The organism is Flavobacterium sp. Root186 (genome assembly GCF_001428525.1).
In the GTDB taxonomy this organism is placed as follows: Bacteria; Bacteroidota; Bacteroidia; order Flavobacteriales; family Flavobacteriaceae; genus Flavobacterium.
Map to the genome: position 1 here is coordinate 112195 of NZ_LMHW01000016.1, position 25510 is coordinate 137704.

At 33.8% G+C, this 25510-nt stretch carries 22 protein-coding genes; 15 read left to right on the plus strand and 7 right to left on the minus strand.

The features are described 5' to 3' along the window. Positions 1-73 precede the first annotated feature (73 nt). Entirely contained in the window at positions 74-2569 is a 2496-nt protein-coding gene (locus ASD98_RS21155; RefSeq protein WP_056208479.1) for a DUF5686 family protein, read from the plus strand. Positions 2570-2823: 254 nt separating this feature from the next. Here ASD98_RS21155 and ASD98_RS21160 read toward each other — a convergent pair whose 3' ends face one another. From ASD98_RS21160 to ASD98_RS21175, 4 genes are all read right to left on the minus strand, one after another. Continuing rightward, on the minus strand, positions 2824-5094 hold the full coding sequence (locus ASD98_RS21160; RefSeq protein WP_056208481.1) for a cation:proton antiporter: 2271 nt from the start codon (positions 5092-5094) through the stop codon (positions 2824-2826). 225 nt (positions 5095-5319) lie between these two features. Further along, a complete protein-coding gene (locus ASD98_RS21165; protein WP_056208484.1) occupies positions 5320-6039 on the minus strand; it encodes a LytTR family DNA-binding domain-containing protein in 720 nt (239 codons plus the stop codon). Next, positions 6002-6763 carry a sensor histidine kinase gene (locus ASD98_RS21170; RefSeq protein ID WP_056208487.1) on the minus strand — a complete coding sequence of 254 codons (762 nt, stop codon included), beginning with the start codon at positions 6761-6763 and terminating at the stop codon, positions 6002-6004. Before ASD98_RS21170 ends, ASD98_RS21165 begins: the two co-directional genes overlap by 38 nt. A gap of 57 nt (positions 6764-6820) precedes the next feature. Further along, positions 6821-7150, minus strand: coding sequence for a multidrug efflux SMR transporter (locus ASD98_RS21175; RefSeq protein ID WP_056208490.1), 330 nt, complete (start codon positions 7148-7150; stop codon positions 6821-6823). Between the two features lie 181 nt (positions 7151-7331). On the opposite strand from ASD98_RS21175, the gene ASD98_RS21180 reads away from it, so the two are divergent. The 4 genes from ASD98_RS21180 (at position 7332) to rpoN (ending at position 13642) form a co-directional block, all read left to right on the plus strand. Next, positions 7332-9695: an RND family transporter gene (locus ASD98_RS21180; protein WP_056208493.1), complete on the plus strand. Its 2364-nt coding sequence runs from the start codon at positions 7332-7334 to the stop codon at positions 9693-9695. 33 nt (positions 9696-9728) lie between these two features. Continuing rightward, complete coding sequence (locus ASD98_RS21185) at positions 9729-10265, plus strand: STM3941 family protein (RefSeq protein ID WP_056208496.1); 537 nt, start codon at positions 9729-9731, stop codon at positions 10263-10265. A 332-nt stretch (positions 10266-10597) separates the two neighbouring features. Beyond that, on the plus strand, positions 10598-12043 hold the full coding sequence (gene asnS / locus ASD98_RS21190; protein ID WP_056208499.1) for an asparagine--tRNA ligase: 1446 nt from the start codon (positions 10598-10600) through the stop codon (positions 12041-12043). 138 nt (positions 12044-12181) lie between these two features. Continuing rightward, positions 12182-13642 (plus strand): RNA polymerase factor sigma-54, encoded by a 1461-nt coding sequence (gene rpoN, locus ASD98_RS21195; RefSeq protein ID WP_056208502.1) that lies wholly within the window; start codon positions 12182-12184, stop codon positions 13640-13642. Positions 13643-14042: 400 nt separating this feature from the next. Here rpoN and ASD98_RS21200 read toward each other — a convergent pair whose 3' ends face one another. Together ASD98_RS21200 and ASD98_RS21205 are read right to left on the minus strand one after the other, a co-directional pair. Continuing rightward, complete coding sequence (locus ASD98_RS21200) at positions 14043-14462, minus strand: hypothetical protein (protein WP_056208505.1); 420 nt, start codon at positions 14460-14462, stop codon at positions 14043-14045. A gap of 48 nt (positions 14463-14510) precedes the next feature. Continuing rightward, the gene (locus ASD98_RS21205) at positions 14511-15101 is read right to left on the minus strand and encodes a thymidine kinase (protein ID WP_056208967.1); all 591 of its coding nucleotides are present in this window, start codon (positions 15099-15101) and stop codon (positions 14511-14513) included. 235 nt (positions 15102-15336) lie between these two features. Between ASD98_RS21205 and ASD98_RS21210 the strand changes: the two genes are divergently transcribed. The 10 genes from ASD98_RS21210 to ASD98_RS21255 all read left to right on the plus strand — a co-directional run bounded on the left by ASD98_RS21210 (position 15337) and on the right by ASD98_RS21255 (position 24717). Beyond that, on the plus strand, positions 15337-16341 hold the full coding sequence (locus ASD98_RS21210; RefSeq protein WP_056208509.1) for a hypothetical protein: 1005 nt from the start codon (positions 15337-15339) through the stop codon (positions 16339-16341). A 140-nt stretch (positions 16342-16481) separates the two neighbouring features. Further along, positions 16482-17201, plus strand: a complete 720-nt coding sequence (gene rsmI, locus ASD98_RS21215) for a 16S rRNA (cytidine(1402)-2'-O)-methyltransferase (RefSeq protein WP_056208513.1) — start codon at positions 16482-16484, stop codon at positions 17199-17201. A gap of 113 nt (positions 17202-17314) precedes the next feature. Beyond that, positions 17315-17659, plus strand: a complete 345-nt coding sequence (locus ASD98_RS21220) for a HopJ type III effector protein (protein WP_056208517.1) — start codon at positions 17315-17317, stop codon at positions 17657-17659. A gap of 19 nt (positions 17660-17678) precedes the next feature. Beyond that, complete coding sequence (locus tag ASD98_RS21225; protein ID WP_056208520.1) at positions 17679-18173, plus strand: hypothetical protein; 495 nt, start codon at positions 17679-17681, stop codon at positions 18171-18173. Between the two features lie 16 nt (positions 18174-18189). Further along, positions 18190-19890: a single-stranded-DNA-specific exonuclease RecJ gene (gene recJ, locus ASD98_RS21230; RefSeq protein ID WP_056208523.1), complete on the plus strand. Its 1701-nt coding sequence runs from the start codon at positions 18190-18192 to the stop codon at positions 19888-19890. Beyond that, positions 19880-21160: an MFS transporter gene (locus tag ASD98_RS21235; protein WP_056208525.1), complete on the plus strand. Its 1281-nt coding sequence runs from the start codon at positions 19880-19882 to the stop codon at positions 21158-21160. Before recJ ends, ASD98_RS21235 begins: the two co-directional genes overlap by 11 nt. Continuing rightward, entirely contained in the window at positions 21160-22041 is an 882-nt protein-coding gene (locus ASD98_RS21240; RefSeq protein ID WP_242412148.1) for an alpha/beta fold hydrolase, read from the plus strand. Before ASD98_RS21235 ends, ASD98_RS21240 begins: the two co-directional genes overlap by 1 nt. 82 nt (positions 22042-22123) lie before the next feature. Then, positions 22124-22987, plus strand: coding sequence for a carboxypeptidase-like regulatory domain-containing protein (locus tag ASD98_RS21245; protein WP_056208528.1), 864 nt, complete (start codon positions 22124-22126; stop codon positions 22985-22987). Between the two features lie 79 nt (positions 22988-23066). Continuing rightward, complete coding sequence (locus tag ASD98_RS21250; protein ID WP_056208531.1) at positions 23067-23423, plus strand: hypothetical protein; 357 nt, start codon at positions 23067-23069, stop codon at positions 23421-23423. Between the two features lie 82 nt (positions 23424-23505). After that, positions 23506-24717: a cytochrome c3 family protein gene (locus ASD98_RS21255; protein ID WP_056208534.1), complete on the plus strand. Its 1212-nt coding sequence runs from the start codon at positions 23506-23508 to the stop codon at positions 24715-24717. On the opposite strand, the gene ASD98_RS21260 is transcribed toward ASD98_RS21255, so the two are convergent. Then, positions 24718-25461, minus strand: coding sequence for a UDP-2,3-diacylglucosamine diphosphatase (locus ASD98_RS21260; RefSeq protein ID WP_056208536.1), 744 nt, complete (start codon positions 25459-25461; stop codon positions 24718-24720). Positions 25462-25510 lie beyond the last annotated feature (49 nt).

Genomic DNA, 25510 nt, shown 5'->3' on the forward strand with positions numbered 1-25510 from the left:
ACGGATTTTTTTTATTCTTATTTTTGCATACCAAAATTGAATTCTTTCCGTTTTTGAATCTATATAATTCTCTATGAGGCTATTTTGTTTTTTGACTTTATTTTTTACGCTTAGTATTCAGGCGCAATTTCAAATAAGCGGAATTGTAACGGATTCAAACAACAAGCCGCTTCCTTTTGCTACCATTACAACTTCAGACAATAGCAACACAATAACGGATGTTGACGGGAAATTTATTTTTAAAACTTTTACAAAATCGGGAAATTTTATTGTTTCCTATATTGGTTTCCAAACTAAAACTATTGCTATACTAGAAAACAAAAAGTTTTACTCTGTTTCCTTATCTCAAAAAACAGATGATTTAAAAGAAGTTGTTGTTTCTAATGAAAATCCGGCTTTAACGATTATCAAAAAAGTTATTGCTAATAAAAACAATAATAATCCGCAGAAAAAATTAAGCAGTTTTGAATATAAAACCTATAATAAACTTATTGTTACCGCCAATCCTGATTCAATTGACGGAAGAATAGATTCATCTGCCGTTTACAAGGATTTTAATAAAAAGAAAATCAACATCGATTCATCTGATTATAAATTCAAAGAAATTATAACCAAACAGCACTTGTTTCAAACCGAAAAAGTTTCGCAATATCAGTTTGGCAACAACAAGCTTAAAGAAACTGTTCTGGGCACAAAAATAGCCGGTTTTAAAAATCCTATTTACGAGGTTATCGCTTTCAATTTACAGTCGATATCTATTTATGATAATAAATATGAGCTTTTTGAAACTAAATACGAGAACCCTATTTCGAATACAGCTCCGGCAACATACAATTATAAATTACTGGATACTGTAAACATAAAAGGCCGCGAAACTTTTATGATTTATTTTAAAAACAAGCACAAAAGAAAAACATCTGGTTTAGAAGGGGTTTTGTATATCGATTCGCAAAATTTCGCTATTGCAAAAGCCGTAATGCGGATAAAAGGCGTTTTGGACATCAGTGGAATTCATGAATTTGATTATGTACCGAATGAAAAGGTCTGGTTTCAAAGTAATACCACTTTTAAAATTGTAAAAGGTAAAAATGACGATGACATTAAAATCTTAGGAGGAACGATTCAGTTTGACGGAGATGTTGAAGATAATTTTGAACCGAGAAAAAAAGCAGCTTCAGATTTCACGTATTTACTTTCTGAAAGTAATAATTTCGACATTTATTATAATACCGAAACCCCGATAAAAAATCCATCTCTTTATATTGAAATTAAAGACGATGCAAGCAAAAAACCGGAAGAATTCTGGAATCAGTACCGCAAAGAAGCTTTAGACCAAAAAAGTCAGAAAACGTATCAATTACTGGACAGCTTATCCATCAATAAAAGAATTGAAAAACGTTTAGGATTGGGCCGAAAAATCATTAATGGTTACATTCCAATTGGTCCTGTAGATTTAGATTTAAAGAAAATCATTAGTTACAATAATTACGAAGGTTTTCGTTTAGGCCTTGGGGGTATAACAAATGATAAATTTTCTAAAGATTTTAGAATTGAAGGATATACAGCGTACGGTACAAAAGATGGTGTTCTTAAATACAATTTAGGCGCTGGTGTATTGTTAGATCAAAATACAAACACCTGGTTAAACGGATCTTATACAGATGATGTTCGGGAAATTGCGAGTACCGTTTTTGCTGTTGATAAACGTGTTTTTAAAATCTATGATCCGAGGCCAATCAACATTAGTACTTTCTACAAATACACTAGCTGGAAAGCAAATGTTCAAACGAAAATTATTCCCAAAACAGAAGCTGTTGTTGAACTAGCCAGAACGTATGTTGAACCTAAGTTCGATTATCTTTTTAATTACAACGGTCAGTTGTATTCAAGTTTTATTATGACAACTGCAATGGTTTCTATTGTTTGGGCGCCTTTTAGTGATTTCATGCAGACTCCAACGGGAAGAACTGAGTCTGATAAAAGATTTCCTAGATTTACCTTTCAGTACACACAATCGTTACCAAATGTTTTAGATAATGATTTTAGTTTCGGAAAAATAGATTTTAAAACGGAGTACGAAAAGAAATACCTAAACGGTCAGAAAACAAGTCTGCTTTTGCAGGGAGGTTATGCAATAGGTGATGTTCCGCTTACACATTTGTATAACACTATGCCGAATAACCTTACCAAAGAAACTATTATCCAGCGTATTACTTTTGCCGGAAGAAACAGTTTTGAAACCATGTTTTTTAATGAATTTTTCTCAAGCCAATATATATTTTTCCAGATTAAGCATGGTTTTGAAAGAATTAAAATCATGAAAAAAGTACGTCCTTCATTGGTTTTGGTTACAAGAATGGCGTGGGGAAATATGGAAAAACCTGAGCAGCACGTTGGTCCGGCTTATAAAACGCTGGACAAAGGCTTCTTCGAATCGGGAATCGAATTAAATAAAATCTACAAAGGCTTTGGTCTTGGCGGATTCTATCGTTACGGCCCAAATCAATTATCTGAATTTGACGATAATATTGCAGTTAAGATTTCTTATGTTTTAGATTTAGGGCTTTAGGTTTTAAATTTAACCGCAAAGTCCGCAAAGTTTTTTCGCGAAAGTCGCTAAAGTTTATTTTAAACGAAATAAATTTTGATGAGAGCGCAAAGAACTTCTCGGCATTTTTCTCTTCAGCCAAGTCGAAGGATCATCACTCCAAGAGGTAAATCTCAAATTCAAATTATAGACAAAAATGCGAAACGACAAAAAAATCCCAAACCCCAATCATAAAATTGGAATTTGGAATTTTAATATTGAAACTTTAAAACTATTTAAGGCTTCAAAATCAACACTGAAGGCGTATTATTGAGCCATGTACTTTGAGATTCAATTAATTTTTTCCAACTGTCTAAACTTATAATCATTAAGTCCTGACCATCCAGAAAATCTTTTTTAATTGTCCTGTCATGCATAATCATAATATGATTTGGTGCAATTTGTTCAATCGAACGAATAGTTTCCTGAATATCTCTTGTATTTTTCACTTCACCGCTCGCATCCAGAACTGTAATCTGAGAACCGTTATTATTGATTAATTTTTTAGCAAAATCAATTAAAAAAGCATCTTCACGGCTAAAAATCGGCATGAATACCTGATTTACTTCATCAAGATCTTTATCGATAAAAATACCAACCGGCATTTTGGTTTTTGCAATAATATGACGTGTTCTTTCATCAAAAGGATTATTTTCAAACAAACCTTCTTTCCCTGTAAACTTATCAATTAAACGATCCGGATTTACAATTCGGGTTGTAAAACCAAGGATTTTTCCAAGTAAGGTTCCGTCAAAAATAGACTGTCCTAAACCAACCAGTAATAAGTCGTATTCACCTTGGTTTGCCGCGTCAATAATATCGGTATCAATATCATTAGAAACTTTAAACAAGCTTACCATATTTTGATTCAGTTTATGAGATTCATCAATAACCGGAACTAACATTTTACGTTCGTGTTCTTTTACATCAAACGAATGTATCTCTGTACTTAAAGACAAATGCATCGCCGTTACGATCGAGTTATCCTGCTGCTTTTTAACTAAACTATTGGCAATTTGTAAAAGCTTTTTTCCTCTTTCGGGAGTTCCAAATGAAAGCAGTATTTTGTATTTACTTTTATTTCCAATTTCCTGCGGAATAGCCGTAATTTTATCTTTAAAAACAAATCCGATAAAATCTAAAGCCGGACCTGTCATAAAAGTGGTTACCAAAGCCATAATGACCATCATGGTAAAAATCTCTGTAGATAAAACACCAAGGTCATATCCAATATTTAAAACAACCAGTTCCATTAAACCCCTTGTGTTCATCAAGGCTCCAATGGCCAGGCTATCCTTCCAGTTTTGACCCACAAATTTTGCAGCCAATGCGCTGCCAAAGAATTTTCCGGCCACGGCAACCGCTATAATTAATCCGGTAATTTTCCATAATTCCGGATCATTAAGCAAACCTATTTGTGTACGTAAACCTGTAAACACGAAGAATAATGGCAGCAATACAATTATCGCAACATCTTCAACTTTCTCAATAAATATATTTCTAAATTTATTGTTTTCCGGCATGATTGCTCCCGCTAAGAAAGCTCCGAATAAAGCATGAATTCCAATTAATTCAGCAGCATATGCAGAAATTAAAAGTGTGATGAAAAAAATCGCAACAACTGGTTTGTTTAAACTTTCTCTTGTTGAATTTAAATCTCCAACACGTTTTAGGAACGGGCGAACGATTTTCAACATTATAATTACATACAAAATTGCTAAACCAATCACATACAATGCGCTGGTGAAAGAACCTGCTTTTACAATAGCAATTACAACGGCCAGGATACACCAGGCCGTAATGTCGTCTGCAGCTGCACACGTTATGGCAATGGTTCCGAGTTTGGTTTTCTGCATACCTCTTTCCTGCACAATTCTGGCAAGAACCGGAAATGCAGTAATACTCATCGCGATTCCCATAAACAATCCGAAGGAAGCAAACTCCACACCAACCGGCGCAAAAGTATGATATATATAATACGCTAAACTTAATCCTAAAGCAAACGGGATTACAATACTGGCGTGACTAATAACAACGGCATCATGCGCTTTATTTTTCAGCACTTTCAAATCCAATTCCATTCCGATAACGAACATGAAAAGAATTAAACCAATCTGACTTAAAAACTGCAGGTTTCCTAAAGATTCTTTTGGAAATAAAGCAGCAGAAAATTCAGGGAAATACATCCCGACCAAAGAGGGTCCTAAAACAATTCCGGCGATCATTTCACCAATTACAGATGGCTGCCCAATTTTTCTAAAAAACCATCCAAATAAACGTGCTACTAAAATAATAGTCACAATCTGCGCTAATAAAATAGCTAATGGATGCTGTAAATTTTCGACCATTGAATGCAGAAAATCATTCCAATGGTTACTTTCTATTTTTTTCTTAATGATATTACGGCCTACTTCTAATGCAGCGCCTTTTGAAATTACCCAATATATCAGAGCGGTAAAACCTCCAATAATGGTTACATAGAATAAGGAGTTCTTAATGTTATTCATAACTCGTTCTTTTAATTATTGCCGCAAATATCAGAAGTGAGGTTCAAGTGGAAAAGTAAATTTACAGCTAATTTTCAATGTATGTAACAAGACTGAAAAAGTTTGTAATAAGTTAATAACACACATCAAAAGCTACTGTCATCCTGAACCAAATCGAAGGTTTTTTTTCCTAAAAATGGCTTCGACTTCGCTCAGGATAACATAATATTAAGCTATGAAATAATCTTATAATTTTACTTTTTTCAAAAAATCAGAACGGTAAGTTTCACTTAAAAGTAAGGTTGTATTTTTATTGTTTTCTTCAATATGATGAAGTATAATTTCGTTGTGATTGAAGAATTTTATCGCTTTTACGGCAATGATTTCTTTTTTGTTAATTCGGCAGAAATTCGCTTCGGGCAATTCTTTTAAAAGCGTATCGAATTTTACATTTTTCAGGTTCAAAAAACTTCCATCGACAAGTAAAACCGTTTTGTCACGGCTGTCACTTACAGCCGTTTTGATGTATTGAATCTGATTAAAATAAAGCAGCGTTTTTCCTTTATCGGTATTTAACTGAATGTATTTTTTAGCTGCATCAGGTTTTTCAAAACGTTCTAAAGCTTTTGAGACCGCTTTTTGCAAACGCTCCAGTTTTACAGGTTTTGTTATATAATCTACCGCATCGATATTAAAAGCATCGGCGGCATATTCTTTATAAGCCGTACAAAAAATTACTAATTTACCTATAAGCATTTCGGCCAGATGAAGTCCGTCCATTCCCGGCATTTCGATATCTGAAATTAATAAATCAAATTCGAGACCAGGAATATCAGATAAAAGTTTCTGCGGATTATTAAACGTTTTTACGATTTCCAGTTCAGGAATTTGTTCGCAAAGCATTTTTAAGTACGTTAATCCTGGAAGCTCATCGTCCAGAAGCAAGCATTTCAGTTTTGTATTCAAGTAAATCTATTTTTAAATGAGCAATATAAACATCATTTTCTACAAACTTATCGAGTTTAAAATTATTCTTGTAAATAATGCGCAGACGATGTTCTAAAGTCGCGTGACCAAAACCGCTTCGCTCCTTTTTCAATACTTTTTTATCTGAAATTTTATTCGAAACGGTCATAGAAAAAGCATTATCCCTAAATTCAAAAACTACCGAAATAAAAGCATCGGCACTTTGAAGATCGGCATGTTTAAATGCATTTTCGATTAAATCAATCGAAATCAAAGGCGCCAGCAAAGGCTGATCGTACAATTTATCGTCTTCGTTGATATTGGTTTTGATTTTCAATTCAAAAAGCGGACTAATTTTAATTTTATTTATTTCGATTAAATTCAGTGCAAAGTTTATTTCTTCTTTTGCGGTTACGAATTTCTTTTTGCTTTCGTATAAAATATAATCCAGAACATTGGCCAGTTTATCCAGAGCAAAATAAGTTTGATAAGCGTGCGACTGAATAGAATTCAAAATATTCTTAAACAAATGCGGATTTAGTTTTGACTCTAAATTTTCTAACTGCAGGTCATTTACTTTTACTTCAAGTGCATAAAAACTTTTCTCAGCATCATCTTTTGCTTTTTTTGCCTGCATTAATTGGTATATCATAAAACAAATTATGACAATCAGCAGTAAAAGAATCGCTAAAAAAATAAAAGTTGTGGTATTGTTTTCCTGCATTTAAGCTTGTTTTAAAATGTTTTGTAAAAGTAAGCTAAATATTTTTTGCCCACTGATTTAGTGACTTGAAACGAATTTCAACCCAATAATTGAAGCAATTAATGTTGTAAGGAAAAATATTCTCCAGAAAGCCGCCGGTTCTTTAAAAATAAAAATTCCAACTAAAACAGTTCCAACTGCACCAATTCCTGTCCAAACAGCATAAGCGGTTCCAATTGGTAAAGTTTGTGTTGCTTTATATAATAAAATCATACTGATTGAAAGACATACAAAAAAACCAACCATCCAATACGTTGATGTGATTCCTGTTGTTTCTTTTGCTTTTCCTAGACATGATGCAAATCCAACTTCAAAAAGTCCGGCAATAATCAATAAAATCCAATTCATTTTCTTTTCCTATTTAAATTAATTGCAAATATGAGAAAAGCTAACGACTAAACAGTAAAAAGAAGGAAATTTATCACAAAAAAATCACCTGCTGATTTGTGTTAACATTAAGTAAAATACAATCGATTGTTTATGATTTTGAGCAGTTTTCACTACATTTGCAACCATTTTTAAAGATTTTATGAAAAACGCTATTAAAGTTGGGTTCTGGGAGAAATTAGCCCGAATCATACTTAAAAACAGAATTACGATTTTGGTTGTTGTTGCGGCCTTAACAATTTTCCTTGGTTACCAATGGAAAAACCTTGCCATGACATATTCTGAAGCTAATTTACTTCCTAAAGATCATATAGCAAACAAGGAATACCAAAAATTCTTAGATAAATTTGGTGAGGAAGGAAATCTTGTCGTGATTGGTTTTAAAGATCCAAAGTTTTTTACTCCAAAAAACTATGCAGCGTGGAATGAATTAATGACGGGTTTAAAAAAATCTAAAGAAGTTGATTTGGTTGTTTCTTTAAATGATTTGAAAAAATTAGAAAAAGATACCGTAAACGAAAAATTTGTTCTTTCGCCTTTTATCGATCAAAGCAAAGCTGTTGATCCTGAATACCTAAAAAAGATTCAATACGATTTATTTCACAATCTTCCTTTTTACGAAGGTTTATTGTTTAACAAACAAAGCGGCAGTATTCGATCTGCGATATATATTAACAAAGCACTTGTAAATACGGCCGAAAGGAAAACTTTTATACTTGAAAATTTAGTTCCGAAAATCGATAAATTCGAAAAAACAACTGGCATTGACCTGCGCGTTTCCGGAATGCCGTACATCAGAACTATTAATGCAGACAATATGAAAGGGGAAATTGCACTGTTTATTGGCGCTGCCCTTTTTACTGTATCCTTAATTTTCTTTTTCTTTTTCCGTTCGTTTCGTGCCACATTTATTTCGATTTGTATTTTAATTGTCGGTGTAATCTGGTCATTCGGAACTTTAGGATTATTTCATTATAAAATCACGATTTTAACGGCGATTATTCCGCCATTAATTATTGTAATAGGGATTACGAACTGTATTTTCCTGATCAATAAATACCAGCAGGAAATTAAACTCCATAATAATCAGGCAAAGGCTTTACAACGTATTATTTCTAAAATTGGAGTTTCGACTTTAATGACGAATTTAACGACTGCGATTGGTTTTGCAACGTTTATGATTACCCGAAATGATCTTCTTTTTGAATTTGGTCTGGTAACTTCAATCAACGTAATTTCAGTGTATCTATTGACGCTTTTAATTGTGCCGATTGTATATAGTTTTATGCCGTTGCCAAAAGAAAAACATTTGTATCATTTGACTAAAACTTACATTTCGACTTTATTAAATGTTGTTGAAAATTTAGTTAAAACAAAACGCAGGTTCGTTTACATCGTTTACGGTTTGCTTCTAGTTTTCAGCGTAATTGGAGTTTCGCAAATGAAGGTTTCAGGAAGTTTAATTGGTGAAATGCCAAAAAGTGCTTCTTTTTTTAAAGATATTTTATTTTACGAAAAAGAATTTAACGGAGTAATGCCGTTAGAAATCATGATTGACACCAAAAAGAAAAAAGGTGTTATGAAGGCTTCGACTATCCGTAAAATGGATGAACTGCAAAATACAATTGCTGAAATTCCAGAATTGGCAAAACCGGTTTCGATTGTAAATTTGGTTAAATATTCTAAACAGGCTTTCTATAACGGAAACCCGGAATATTACCAATTACCAACTTCGCAGGAGCAGACTTTTATTTTGAGTTACGCTAAAAATGCAACCAAAAACAGTAAAGAAAATTTAATGAAAGCTTACGTTGATTCGACTGGACAATATGCCCGAATCACGACTTTCATGAAAGATATTGGAACGGATGAAATGGCAAAAGTGGAGAAAAAATTAAACTCTAAAATTGCCGAAATTTTCCCGAAAGATCGTTATGAAGTTACCGTTACCGGAAAAGCATTAGTTTTCCAAAAAGGAACATCCTACTTGGTTGACAACTTAATCGAATCGCTGATTTTTGCAATTGCCGTTATTGCGATATTAATGTTGTATTTATTCCGCTCTTTCAAAATGGTAATGGCATCTGTAATTACAAATATTTTACCGCTTTGTATTACATCAGGATTAATGGGTTATTTCGGAATTCCGTTAAAACCTTCAACCATTTTAGTATTCAGTATTGCGTTTGGAATCTCGGTTGATAATGCGATTCAGTTTATGGCAAAATACAAACACGATCTAATCCAGAGCAACGGAAAAGTAAAAAAATCGGTTTTCAGTGCGTTGAGAGAAACAGGAATCAGTACTTTTTATACATCAGTAGTTTTGATTTTAGGTTTTGCTACTTTCACATTATCAAGCTTTAGCGGAACGATTGCACTTGGAGGATTAATTTCTTGTACTTTGGCTTTTGCGATGTTTGCGAATTTGGTTGTACTGCCTTCGCTGGTTTTAACTTTTGAGAAGAAAAAGACTAAGAAAGAGGAATTGGAGAATTTACAATAATAAAAAGTTAGCCACGAATTCACGAATTAATAAATGGAAAAAATAGAACTATTTTCAAGTAAGAAAAAATCTTTTTTGTTGTTAATTGGCTCACTTCTTTTTCTTGCCGGAGGTATCTGGTTTTTTTTTGATGCTGAAAATTTAGCAAATTTCAAATATAGAAGCCCAATTTTAATAAAAACAATTGGAATTATTTCAATTTTATTTTCCGGAATAGCCATTTACATATCAATAAAACAACTAGTAAAAAATCAATTACTTCTTCTTATTGATGAGAATGGAATTAACCTTAATCCTAAAAAAATGTCTACTCAAAATATTGAATGGAAGAATATTGAAGGATTTTCTGAGCTAAAAATACAGAGCCAAAAAATGGTAATTATTGAAGTGAACAATCCAGATTTTTGGATTAACAAAGAAAAAAATTACTTAAGAAAAAAGGCAATAGAATATAATTTCTCTAATTATGGTTCTCCATTTGTGGTTTCTGCGGTTTCAATGCAAATAAATTACATTGAACTTTTGAAGATATTAAATGAGAATCATGAGAAATATAAAAAATTCGCATAGGGATTAACACATAGTTTGTCATTCCGAGGAACGAGGAATCTCCGCAAGAAACTCTGCTCCAAGGATTGCCAATCTTTGTAGAGCTACTCGCGGAGATTCCTCGTTCCTCGGAATGACAAAAAAGAAAAAACAATTGGTTCTCCTGAAAACGAGTGCCCTAGCCCTGATCGAAGCGGCATCCTTTCTATTTTTTCTTTAAAAATAGAAAGATACAGCGGATAGCAGGAAACAGCTTCAAAAATTAATTATTATCGTTTATATTTGCAATTCGATATAAAAAACACTGGTTTTATTTTAAACTAAAATCAGCAATCTATAAATCTAAAATAAAAATGAAACACACAAAGGTTAAAGACTTATTAAACAGTACGACGACGCTACAGGAAGTGAATGCAAAAGGATGGGTGAGAACTTTTAGAAATAATCAGTTCATCGCGCTTAATGACGGTTCTACAATTAATAATATACAATGTGTTGTTGATTTTGAAAATACGCCGGAAGAGACTTTAAAAAGAATCACGACTGGAGCTGCGGTTTCTGTAATTGGAACTTTAGTTGAAAGTAAAGGTGCAGGTCAGAAATATGAAATTCAGGTTTCTAAATTAGAAATCCTTGGAGATTCTGATGCGGAGAAATTCCCAATGCAGCCTAAAAAACACTCTTTAGAGTTTTTACGTGAAAACGCTCACTTGCGTGTACGTACAAATGCTTTTGGTGCTATTATGCGTGTGCGTTCGGTACTTTCATTTGCCGTTCATAAATATTTTCAGGAAAAAGGTTTTGTTTACGTAAATACGCCAATTATTACGGGAGCTGACGCTGAAGGTGCTGGAGAAATGTTTCAGGTAACTTCACTGCCTTTGGATAATCTTCCAAAAAATGAAGAAGGAAACATTGACTTCAAAAAAGATTTTTTTGGAAAACATACCAACTTAACGGTTTCTGGACAGTTAGAAGGTGAAACTTTCGCCATGGCTTTGGGTCAGATTTATACTTTTGGACCGACTTTTAGAGCTGAGAATTCAAATACTTCTCGTCACTTGGCAGAATTTTGGATGATCGAGCCGGAAGTTGCTTTCAACGATCTAGATGACAACATGGATTTGGCTGAAGATTTTATTCAGTACGTCATTAAATATGCTTTAGACAATTGTCAGGATGATTTGAAATTCTTGGAAGGAAGACTTTTAGAAGAAGAAAAATCAAAACCACAGGCAGACAGAAGCGAAATGGCTTTGTTAGAGAAACTGAACTTCGTTTTGGAGAATAATTTCAAACGTGTTTCTTATACAGAAGCAATTGACATTTTAAGAGATTCAACTCCAAATAAGAAGAAAAAATTCCAATATATCATCAACGAATGGGGAGCTGATTTACAGTCAGAACACGAACGTTATTTGGTTGAAAAACACTTTAAATGTCCGGTAATTTTATTTGATTACCCAGCAAACATTAAGGCATTTTACATGCGTTTGAACGACAACACAGAACCAGGAAGAGAAACGGTTCGTGCAATGGACATCCTTTTCCCTGGAATTGGAGAAATCGTTGGAGGTTCTGAAAGAGAGGAACGTTACGATGTTTTGGTTGAAAAAATGAAAGCTTTAGAAATCGACGAAGAAGAATTATACTGGTATTTAGACACCAGAAGATTTGGATCAGCAACTCACGCAGGTTTCGGTTTAGGATTTGAGCGTTTGGTATTGTTTGTTACTGGAATGACAAACATTAGAGACGTAATTCCTTTCCCAAGAACTCCTGGAAGTGCGGAGTTTTAAAAAGTTTCAGGTTTCAAGTTTCAGGTTGTTGGAACTTGAACTAAAATTATAAAATTTGTTTTCAAGTTTCAGGTTTTAAGTTTATCCGTTAAGTTGGAAAACTTGAAACTTGAAACTTGAAACTTTTAACAAAAACAAATGCTAAAGCAATTTTTAAATTTAAAATTATCACAAAAATTATCTCCACAGCAAATACAGCTGATGAAGTTAATTCAATTGCCTACGCAAGCTTTTGAGCAACGTTTATTAGAAGAAATGAACGAAAATCCGGCTCTGGAAGCTGGTAAAGAAGATGAATACGAAGCAGATGAATTTGCCAATGAAGACTACGACGATTATGATGATGCAGAATCTGACAGAATTGAAGCAGACGACATTAATATTGACGAATACTTAAGCGACGACGATACTCCTGATTACAAAACTCAGGTTAATAATTATAGTGATGATGAAGAACGCGAAACGCCTTTTGCTTCGCCAATTAGTTTTCATCAGGATTTAATCAATCAGCTGAATACTTTTATTTTGAACGATGAAGAACGCGAAATCGCCGAATTCCTTGTTGGAAGTATTGATGATATGGGTTATATCCGCAGAAGCGTTCCGGATATTGTAGACGATATGGCTTTTACTCAGGGAATTTATACTGATGAAGCAATGGTCGAAAAAATGCTGCATGTCATTCATGAACTTGAACCTTCGGGAGTTGGAGCGCGTGATTTACAGGAATGTTTATTGTTACAATTAAAGCATAAAACGCCAACTGAATATGTTGACTTGGCAATCGATATTATCGAAAATCAGTTTGATGCTTTTACAAAGAAACATTACGACAAATTATTACAGAAATACAGCGTTTCGAACGAACAGCTTAAAAAAGCAATTCACGAAATTGAAAGATTAAACCCAAAACCGGGCGGTTCTTTTACCGGAAATAACAAAGTTACTGAAAATGTTGTCCCTGATTTTGCGATCAGAATTGTGGATGGCGAACTGGAATTGACTTTAAACGGACGAAATGCTCCATCGTTGCACGTTTCTAAAGATTATCAGGAAATGATGCAGACGTATAAAGATTCTCGTGATAAATCGACAGCACAGAAAGACGCAGTTCAGTTTATCAAACAAAAACTGGATTCGGCTAAATGGTTTATCGATGCGATTAGACAACGTCAGGAAACTCTTTTTGTAACGATGAATGCGATTATGCATTATCAGGAAGAATTTTTCTTAGACGGCGACGAAACCAAATTAAAACCCATGATCTTAAAAGATATTGCGGATATGGTTGGCTTGGATATTTCGACAATTTCGCGTGTTGCTAACAGTAAATATGTGGAAACCCCATATGGAACGAAACTTATCAAAGAATTTTTCTCTGAAGCCATGAAAAATGATCAGGGTGAAGATGTTTCGACTTTAGAAATCAAAAAAATTCTTAAGAATACAATTGAAGAAGAAGACAAAAAGAAACCACTTCCAGACGATCAATTGGCCGAAATCTTAAAAGAAAAAGGGTATCCAATTGCAAGAAGAACTATTGCAAAATATCGTGAACAACTTGATATTCCGGTTGCGAGAATGAGAAAGAAAATTTAGGTTTTTCTTTTTTAAACCATATAAGAAATGTAAGTTCATTTTAAATAAAAGGCTCGATAAACTTTAGTTTATTGGGCTTTTTATTTTTTGCTTTCCAAACCATATTTGTTATTAAACCGGATTAAAATCCGGCCCTACAATATAGTTCGAGCCGAAGGCTCTTTCAAAGTTCCGAAGGAACGAATTATTTTGTAGAGCTGGACTTCAGTCCAGTTTACATCAATTGAGATTATTCATCATTCGATTAATCAAATGTTCCAACGGAACTTATATCTCACAAACCAAATATTTTTCTACCAATGAACCATTCCTATGGAATGAATAACTTCTTTTAAAAACAACAAACCCGACAGGCTTTAAACCTGTCGGGTTTGTTGTTTAAATATCTATAACCATTAAATTATTTATACTGATCCGGTAATATTTTCACCGTAAATAAGAATCCTTTCTTTTTATCACTATAACTATAAATCAAAGTATAATCATTGTCTCTAAAAACCTGAAGTCCCGGATTTGCTTTTGCAGTACTTAAAAGACTTTTCTGGATTTCATCTTGTATAACATTAACTTCAGCAACATCTTTTTCTACATTTAGCAATGTCAAATTATACTGTACAACTCTTTCTTCATGTAAACTAACACTGTCTAAACGAATGCCTTCCTGAATTTTTAATGGACAGCTTTTATTATATTTCTCAACTAATTCTGTTATTTCAGTGTTTACTTCATCTGCTTTTTCAGAAAGAAAAAATTGAAAAAAAACAGCTAAAGCCACCGCAATTCCAATCACAACTAATAGTAAGATATTTTGTTTTCTCATACTTTGCTTTTCCTGTATTGGTTATAAAAAGTTAAATCGAATTTAGATTTATTTTTCCTGATTTTTTTTCATTGCTTTAAAATAGGCAGCACGACTCAGCGGCTCATATTCTTCAGTTTCACCAAGCATGACCAATTTATCATTATCCGTTTTACGAAAACTGTAATTAGCAAGATTTCCGGTTCTGGTGCAAACAGCGTGAACTTTGGTTACATATTCGGCAGTAGCCATAAGTGCCGGCATTGGCCCAAACGGATTTCCTTTAAAATCCATATCAAGACCTGCAACTATCACTCGAATTCCCTGATTGGCAAGATCATTACAAATAGTAACAATTTCATCATCAAAAAACTGAGCTTCGTCAATACCAATCACGTCACAGCCTTGTGCCAAAATAGCAATATTGGCTGCAGCCGGAACGGGCGTCGACCGAATTTCGTTGGCATCGTGTGATACCACCATTTCGTCATGATAACGGGTATCAATAGCGGGTTTAAAGATTTCGACTCTTTGTTTGGCAAACTGGGCGCGTTTTAATCTGCGGATTAATTCCTCGGTTTTACCCGAAAACATTGATCCACAAATAACTTCAATCCAACCAAATTGTTCTTTGTGATTTACTGTATTTTCGAGAAACATTTTGTATTTTTCTGCCTTTAAAAATGAATAGTTTTTATTACTTTGTACTGGTAATAAATCGACGTAAAAATGTGTTGTTTTACATTTTTTCAAAAGTAGAAAATTTTTATCAAATCGGAGATTGGCAGACGCTTATTAACAGAAATAAAAAAATATCTATCAGATTTCCTTAAGAATAAAGACATTCAGACATCAAATACACTAAAATACCTTATTCACTATAATTTCAACAGTTATGAAAAAAAAATTGGAAGCCGATTTAATCAGCATTGCACATCGAATTTTAAAACTCAAAAATAAATCCGATATCAATCAATTATATCTTGAAACTCAGAAATTATATGAGAAATTAGCGATTTTAAAATTTGTAGATGAAAATTTCGACGAGGTAAAACCAACAATCAACCATAGCGAAATCAGTTCTGAAATTGAAACTATTTTTGAAAAAGAAGAAGTTCAGACAGAAACTATAGTAGAAACGCCAACTGTGGAAGAAGAAGCTAAAGCGGAAGAAACTCCTGAACCTGCAGTCATCGAAGAAATAACAGCCGAAGTTCCTGCAGAAACTATTCCTTCTGAAATTATTGCAGAAGAAACAACTTCAGATTCTGACCTTGAAGAAGAGACAATCGAAGAAACTATTGCAGAACCCGAAGTTATTGAAGAAATTGAAAAGGCAACAGAACCTGAAAGTAATATCGAAGAACTTTCTTTCACAACTGTAAATGAATTAAAACCAATTCCGGATTTTAAACCTGCTTTTGAGTTAGATACAGAAGAAATAAAAGAGGAAATTAAAGAAGAGCCTAAAACAGAATCAAAAGCAACACCAATTCCAATTGCATTTGAGGATTTCGGAATCAATTATGCCGATGCGCAATTTGTGAAAGTGGATAGTTTCGAATCTGTTTCTTCTTCAAACAATGATTTAAAAGAGAAAAAAAATATCGAAATTCCTGTTTTAGAAACTCCAAAAGAACCAAAATCAGTTTCTTTAAACGAAAAACTAGCAAAAGGTTTCCATATTGATTTGAATGACAGAATCGCTTTTACAAAAAATCTTTTTGGAAACAGTACAGAAGATTACAGCCGTGTTTTAAACCAATTATTAACTTTTGATTCTTATGCAGAAGCTAAAGATTTCATCGAAAACATGGTAAAGCCTGATTATAATAATTGGGAAGGAAAAGACGATTACGCAGAACGTTACCTTGGAATTATTGAGAAAAAATTCGCTTAAAAAACAAACACAAATTACACGAATTAACAAGAATTTTTTCTTTGTGAAATTTTATTAGCATTTGTAATCTGTGCCAATTCGTGAAATTGCTACGCCTGTTCGCTATCGCTCGGGTCGTGTTTAAATTATTAAAATAAAATATGTCAAAATTATATATCGTTCCAACGCCAATTGGCAATCTTGAAGACATGACTTTTAGAGCCATTCGGGTTTTGAAAGAAGTCGATTTGATTTTGGCTGAGGACACCCGAACAAGTGGAAAACTCCTGAAGCATTTTGAAATTGGCACGCACATGCACAGCCATCATATGCATAACGAGCATAAAACAACCGAAAATTTAATTGCACGTTTGAAAGCTGGTGAAACCATCGCTTTAATTTCAGATGCAGGAACTCCGGCAATTTCTGATCCCGGATTTTTATTGACGCGTGCTTGTGTCGAAAATAAAATTGAAGTGGAATGTTTACCAGGCGCAACGGCTTTTGTTCCGGCTTTAGTAAACAGCGGACTGCCAAATGATAAATTTGTTTTTGAAGGTTTCCTCCCTGATAAGAAAGGACGTCAGACTCGTTTTTTGGCTTTAGCCGAAGAAACCAGAACGATGATTTTATACGTTTCTCCACATAAACTAGTTAAAACTTTAGCTGAATTTATTCAGTATTTTGGAGAAGACAGACAAGTTTGTGTTTCGAGAGAATTATCAAAATTACACGAAGAAAATGTACGCGGAACGGCAAAAGAAGTTCTGGCACATTTCGAAAAAACAGCACCGCGCGGCGAAATAGTCGTTGTCGTTGCCGGAAAAACAATAATAAAAGAAGCTAAGAAAAGTAAATTTTCTAAGGACGAAGAAGAATAAAAAATATTCGCCACGAATTACACCAATTATCACGAATTTAATTAGTGGAAATTCGTGACTCGAGCGACAGCGACAGACGAAGTAAATTCGTGGCAAAAAATTAAACTATAATCATGAGCATACAAGTCTTTTTAGAAAAAGTAAAACAAGCCCCAACCCAAATCACATTTCCTGAAACAATCGCAGTAATTGAGGAAAATTACAATTTTACTCCAACTGCTTTTCAAAACGGAACACAGCATAATGCAGCCGGAGAAAATTCAGGTTCTTGTAAATTATTTTCTTTCGCAAAATTGCAAAACTTAAACAAAGAAGAAACTTTAGCGTGTTTTGGCGCTTTCTATTTTGAAGAAGTTTTAGGAGATCCAAACGGAACAAATCACCAAAACATTAGAAACTTCATCAACTTAGGCTGGGACGGAATCCAGTTTGAAGGAAATGCTTTAGAGCTTAAATAAATACTAATACCTTTTTAAAATGAAGGAAAGACTAAAAGAAATCCCAATTATAATATTTCTGATTATAGTTGGAATTGCTTTGTCTATATTATTTCTTCCTATAATTCTAGTTTATTTGATATTTGAGTTTTTTCAAAAAAAACGATTCAAAAAAAGATATAGTGATTATTTAGTATCGATTGAAGGAAAAAAATTCTTCTGTTACAACAATCGAAAAAACAATCATCATTATATCGAAAAAAATATTATTCCAAATCTTAGAGATGATATTGAACCTGTTTTTCTTGAAGGTAAACGCATTAGAAATGAAGATAATCGGGAATATATTTCACATATGTTACGAAACGTTTCTAAACGAAAAGGATTTCCATATCTAATCAAAATTAGCAATGGAAAAGCAGTGGATGAATCAATAAATAATGAATTTTACAATTTCAAAAGTCAAAATAAAAATCCTGAAGATTTAATAGTTTTAATAAACACTAGTTTTGAGAATCTGAAATCTGAAGTCTAAAATCTATAATTAAAAAATGCGTTGGACCTTAAAACCAAAACCTTCTGAAGATAAAATCAAACATTTGGCGCAAGCCTTAAATGTAGAAGATTTTGTAGCAACACTTTTGATTCAGCGTGGCATTGATACTTTTGAAGATGCCAAAAATTTCTTTCGTCCCTCTTTAGAACATCTTCACGATCCATATTTAATGAAAGATATGGACAAAGCCGTTACACGAATAGAACAAGCAATTCAGAATCAAGAAAACATATTAGTTTTTGGTGATTATGATGTTGACGGAACAACGGCCGTTTCTCTGGTTTCCTCTTATTTAAAATCGCATTATCCAAATATCGCCACTTATATTCCGGATCGCTATGACGAAGGTTATGGAATTTCTTTTAAAGGAATTGACTTTGCAGACGACAACGGAATTTCATTAATTATCGCACTCGACTGCGGAATAAAATCAATCGATCATATCGCGTACGCAAAAGAAAAAAACATAGATTTTATTATTTGTGATCACCATAGACCTGGGGAATTTCTTCCAGATGCGGTTGCAATTTTAGATCCAAAAAGAGAAGACTGCAATTATCCTTATGACGAATTATGCGGCTGCGGAGTTGGTTTTAAATTAATTCAGGCTTTGGGTCAAAATCGAAATGAAACTATTGAAGATTTAGTTCCCTATCTGGATTTGGTTGCTACGGCAATTGCTGCAGATATTGTTCCGATAACGGGTGAAAATCGTGTTCTGGCTTATTTTGGTTTGAAGGTAATTAATAGGGAGCCAAGACCGGGAATCAAGGCTTTGGTGCATCAGGTAAAAAAGAAAGTTTTAGACATTACGGATGTTGTTTTTATTATTTCTCCCCGAATTAATGCTGCCGGAAGAATCAAACACGGAAATCATGCAGTTGAATTATTAACTGAATTTGATTTTGAGCAAGCACAACAATTCGCCTCAGAAATTGAACAATACAATGCAGACCGAAAAGATTTAGATAAAAAAATTACCAAAGAAGCGTTCCAGCAAATTTTAGAAAATCAGGAAGAAGAACGTTTTTCTACTGTGGTTTTTCAGGAAGACTGGCATAAAGGCGTTATCGGGATTGTGGCTTCAAGATTAATTGAAACCTATTATCGCCCGACTTTGGTTTTTACTAAAAGCGGAGACAAATACGCGGCCTCTGCCCGATCTGTAAAAGGATTTGATGTTTATAATGCACTCGATGCCTGCGCAGAACATCTGGAACAATTTGGAGGGCACATGTACGCAGCCGGAATGACTTTGAAAGCAGAGAATTATCAAACTTTTAAAGCAGCTTTTGAAAAACAGGTTTCAGCAACTATTTTACCGGAAATGCGAACTCCGGAAATCGAAATTGATGCCGAAATAAATTTCTCAGATATTACACCAAAACTCATTCGGATTTTAAAACAATTTGAGCCTTTTGGTCCGCAGAATATGACGCCTGTTTTTATGACTTCGGATGTAAAAGATACCGGTTATGCCAAAACATTAGGTTCTGAAGACGAGCATTTACGACTTTTCGCTAAACAATCTAACTCCGACGGAATTGCTGCAATTGGCTTCGGACTCGGAAAAAAACTCAATATAGCACAAAATCAAAATCTGTTTCAATTGGCGTATACAATTGCCGAAAATGAATGGAACGGAACTATTTCAACACAGCTTATGCTGAAAGACATTAGAACAAATGACAACTAAATCAAACAAGCCAGATCCGTATCAGGCGCTTCGTTACAGAGAATTCAACGTATTTTTATTATTGCGTTTTGCAATGGTTTTTGCCTGGGCCATGCAGTTTATCGTGATAGAATGGGAAGTTTACAGTTTAACTAAAAATCCGCTTTCGCTGGGAATTATTGGTTTAATGGAAGTTATTCCAGCCGTTGGTATGGCATTGTTTGCGGGACATATTGTAGATCAAAAAGAAAAGAAAGGATTACTGGTAAAATGTATTCTGGGATTTTCGGTAATTAGTTTTGGATTGTTTTTATTGACCTGGCCAAAAGTTGTTGGCGATTGGTCCCCAACTGTTATTTTATACTCCATTTATACTTTAGTTTTTTTAGGCGGATTAGTTAGAGCTTTTTTGGGTCCAACTATTTTCTCTCTATTATCACTTATTATTCCTAAAAAAGCATATCCAAATGCTGCGACCTGGAGTAGTTCGGTTTGGCAGATCGGAGCTGTGATGGGCCCTGCACTGGCTGGATTCTCCATTAACTGGATTGGCGTGCACTGGTCAATGTGTCTGGTTTTCGGGTTCTCTCTTCTTTCATTAGTTGCTTTATCACAGATTAGTACAAAACCAATCGTAAATCCAAAGATTGGAGAATCGATAAAAGACAGTCTTACAGAAGGTTTAACTTTTGTATTTAAAAATCAAATTGTTTTAGGTGCTTTATCACTTGACATGATTGCTGTACTTTTTGGAGGCGCAGTAGCATTATTGCCTGTTTTTGCGCAGGATATCTTAAAAGTGGGTGCTGAAGGTTTCGGAATATTAAGAGCTGCTCCTGCGGTGGGAGCTTTCATTACGATGCTTGTTTCTGCGTATGTGCCTTTATATAAAAATGCAGGAAAGAAACTTTTAGCTGCCATATTTGTTTTTGGGTTATCTATCATCTTATTTGGTCTTTCTACGTCATTCTGGCTTTCTGTTTTTGCTTTATTTTTGAGCGGACTTGCCGATGGAATTTCTGTAGTGATTCGCCAAACCATTTTACAGCTTAAAACTCCCGATCATATGCGCGGACGTGTTGGTGCTGTAAATTCTATTTTTGTTGGATCTTCTAATGAATTAGGTGCTTTTGAAAGTGGCGCAACTGCTAAATTAATGGGAACTGTTACTTCGGTTGTTTTTGGAGGGAGCATTACACTTTTGACCGTTATCGTAACAGCGTTAAAATCACCGACCTTTAGAAATTTAGATCTTAATAAAGATATGGAAGATCATCAGAAATCAGAATAATGAGAACACTTCTTCTTGTTTTCGTTTTAACAATCTCCTTTTACGCAAACGGTCAAAATCTCTATATCAAAACATACGGAAACGAAAAGAATAAACCTTTAATCTTCATACACGGCGGCCCAAGCGGCAACGCAACTTTATTTGAAGGGACAACAGCTCAAAATCTTGCTGATCAAGGTTTTTATGTAATTGCATACGATCGAAGAGGTGAAGGAAGATCTGCAGATCCTGATGCGAAATTTACTTATGAAGAAGCTTTTCAGGATTTAAATTTAATCTATAAAAAATATCATTTAAAAAAGGCAGTCTTACTTAGTCATAGTTTTGGCGGTTTGGTTGCTACACTTTATACTAATAAATATCCTCAGAATGTTAAGGCTTTGGTTTTAGCCGGAGCCTTGTTTTCGCAACAGGAAACTTACGATCATATTTTAAATACGTTGAAGAAAAAATACAGCACTGATTCTGAACAATTAAAGAAAATAAGTACTGTAGAAAATTTAAACAAAAATTCAGCCGAATATCGAAAAGGCTGTTTTGATCTTGCAAGTGAAAATGACTTTTTTAAAATGCCAAACCCAACTGCAGCATCTAAAAAATTATATGCCGATTATGAAGCTGGAGAATTTTTTAAAACCAACATTAGGAACAAAAATGCGCCTTTGCTTTTTTATCAAAACGAAAAACAAAATAACATCGACAGCAGGCCTTTTTTAAAGAAAATTAAAGCCAAAGGAGTTCCAATTTTTGCCATTTACGGAAAAGAAGACGGCATTTTCTCATCAGCGCAAATTGCTTCACTTAAAGAGATTGTAGGGGAAAATCATTTTGTTTTCTTAGACAACTGCTCTCATTATTTATTTGTAGATCAGCAAAAATAAATTTCTTTCAAATGTTAAAAATTGGATAAAGTAACATTCCGTTTTAATCTTATTTCATTTCTTTATTTAAAAAACTAAGCAAATGAAATATACCACTACTCTACTTTTTGTGTTTTTATCTTTTGGAATTTACGCGCAGGAAAACAACATTTCCGGTGAAATTAAAAATTCTCAAAATGGCCTTAATTTAGAATATGTAAATATCGGAATTGCAAACAGAAATGTCGGTACAGTTTCGAATGCAAAAGGAAATTTCACTTTAAAGCTTAATGAAAAAGTTAGCTTAAACGATACAATTGTTTTTTCTCACATTGGTTTTGAACCAAAAAAAGTACTTGTCAGTCAACTAAAATCGAGCCATAATATTGTTGCAATGATACCATCTGAAAACATTTTAAAAGAGGTTGTGGTATCTTTCAAAAAGCCTAAATCAAAACAATTTGGAAGAAGCACAAAAGGTCTCTCACTTATGCATTCTAATTTCTTCTATGCTTTTGACAAAACTGTTGATGATTATTTAAGTCGCGAAAGAGGAATGGAATTTCGAATTAAAAAAGATTGCAAAGTGAATGACTTTAATTTCAACATTACTTCAAATGATTTTAAATCGGTTAAATTCAGACTTAATTTCTATAAAGTTGAAAATGATCTGCCTTCAAAAATCTTAATTGAAAAAGATATCATTTTTGAGGTAAAAGATAACAAACTCGGATTGTTTACAGTTGATTTAAAACCCTACGATATTTATCTCGATAAAGAAATGGGAGATATTGCGGTTACCATTCAATGGATCGAAAGCATTAAAACCGATGAAAAAAGTAGATTTTTTTCTATCTCTACAGCCGTATCCGTTACCGAAAATAGTTTTTATAGAGAAAGAAACATGAGCAGCTGGTCTAAAACCGGTCAGAATTTGACTTTTTACCTCAACACAATGTGTCAATAATTTTTTATCATTTTTATGATTTTTTTATTTAGAATTAATATAAATAATATTTATATTTGTTCAAATAAAAGGATTTACGATGAGAGAAATAGAACAGATATATCATAACAATTTTGGAATAGCCTTTTACTGGAAACAAAATAACCAAACCATTCTTGACAAAGTACAATTGGTTTTTAAAGAAACAGGCTTTTATTTTAGTGTATCCGAATTGAATCAGTTTTGCGATTTAATCGAGGACAGTATGATGGAAAATGCTTGCTGTGAAGCTTGCGAAATGAAATATTCCTGCCATAAATTTTTATTGAAAACGCCCTGCAATTCAATAGACCTTGCCGTTTCTATGACTGAATTAAAATCAATTAAAGATTTGGTTGAAGGTTCCTTATTCAAAATCGAACTAGATGAATATGTTTACGGAGCCGGCCTAAACTAAAAACATTCTAAATATTTTAACAACATTTTTTCATTATTGAAATATATTTTGATTGTATTCAAAATAAAGTATATTTACAACAATGAAAAAAATTGGCATTCTTTTTACCCTTGTTGTTTTATCAGTTTTCTTTACCAGCTGCAGCAACAAATCTGATGAATATATTGATCCGCGCGGAACTGACTATGCCGGCTCTGAAAGCTGTATTCAATGTCATCAGGTTCAATACAACATGGCGTTGCAGAGTTCACACTTTAAAGCTACTGCTCCCGCAATTTCAGAAAATGTTTTAGGCGATTTTGACGAAGGCAACCATATTTTTATTTATGACAAAAACACCAAATTAGTCATGGAAAAACGCAACGATAGTCTTTATCAGGTTTTATATAAAAACGGAAAAGAAGTAGAAGCGCATCGATTTGAAATTGTTTTTGGGGTTAAACATGCACAGACATCTGTTTACTGGCGTCATAATAACACTTACGAATTACCCGTTTCGTATTACAATTCTATCCATAATTGGGCTACAAGTCCGGGATTCCCTGCAGACAAACCATATTTTGACCGAATGGTGGTTAAGGATTGTTATGCGTGCCACGCTTCCAATGCCAGCAGCAGAAGTGTAAATCAAAGTTCTGAAGACCGCAATTTTCTATCTATGGATGTTGAAGATATTATCGATAAAAGAACCATTGTTTACGGAATTGATTGCGAACGCTGTCACGGCCCTGCAAAAAAACATGTTGATTTTCATTTAAAAAATCCGAATGTAAAAACAGCAAATAGCATTACCCGTTTTAAAGCTTTAAACAGACAGCAAAAACTGGATGCCTGTGCACTTTGTCATGCCGGAAATGACGGTATGAAAATGAAATCGCGTTTTGAATTTAAACCGGGAGATAATTTATCTGATTTTTACAGAAATACCAGAAGCATAACTGATACTGCTCAATTTGATGTTCACGGGAATCAGTTTCGTTTAATGGCACAAAGCAAGTGTTTTATAAACAGCGACAAAATGGATTGTATTACGTGTCATAATCCGCATGAAAATGCTTCGAAAAACATGGCCTCATATTCTAAAATTTGCATGAGCTGCCATCAAGGTTTAAAACACAATGAAAAAACACTGAAAATAATGCCTGAGAAATTGTTGGCCGATAATTGTGTAGAATGTCATATGCCGAAAAAATCGTCGAATGCGATTAGTTTTCAGCTTTCAAACAGCAAACAGCTTTCGAATTATATTCTAAGAACACACAAAATTGGAATTTATCCGGCGAATAAAAAGTAGTTACGATTCGAATTTTTGAAGCTCGAAAGTTTCGCCATCAAAAACACCGTAAGTAAAATACCCAATCCAGTCACCCAGATTTACGTAGTTTGAATCCTCACCTACCGAAATTATCATAGGTAAATGACGATGGCCGAAAATGAAATAATTGTAATGTTTGGTTTCTAATTTACGCTTTGCGTACAAAACCAGCCATTCGTTTTCTTCTCCCAAAAATTTTACATCTTCATCTCCGGAAATCAGTTTGTTTTTTACTGATAAATATTGGGCTAAACTTACGCCAACGTCTGGATGAAGCCAGCGAAACAGCCATTTTGAAAACGGATTTGTAAATACCTTTTTCATTCTTTTATAACCTTTATCGCCAGGTCCTTTTCCGTCACCGTGGCCAATTAAAAAAGTTTTTCCGTTAAAAGTAAATTCTTTATTGTCGTGATAAACTGGAATATTTAATTCAGTTTGAAAATAATCATTCATCCATAAATCATGATTTCCAACGAAAAAATAAATCGGAATGCCGCTGTCGCGAATTTCAGCCAGTTTTCCTAAAACACGTACAAAGCCTTTTGGAACAACTGTTTTGTATTCGAACCAAAAATCAAATAAATCACCTAATAAAAAAATAGCTTCGGCATCTTCTTTTACTTTATCAAGCCAAGCCACAAATTTTTGCTCGCGCGGCAGGCTCAACTCAGGAGTTGGCGCACCAAAATGTTGATCTGAAGCAAAATATATTTTTTTCATTTAGATTATTAGATAGTTAGAGTCTTAGACTTCTTAGATTATAATTTAG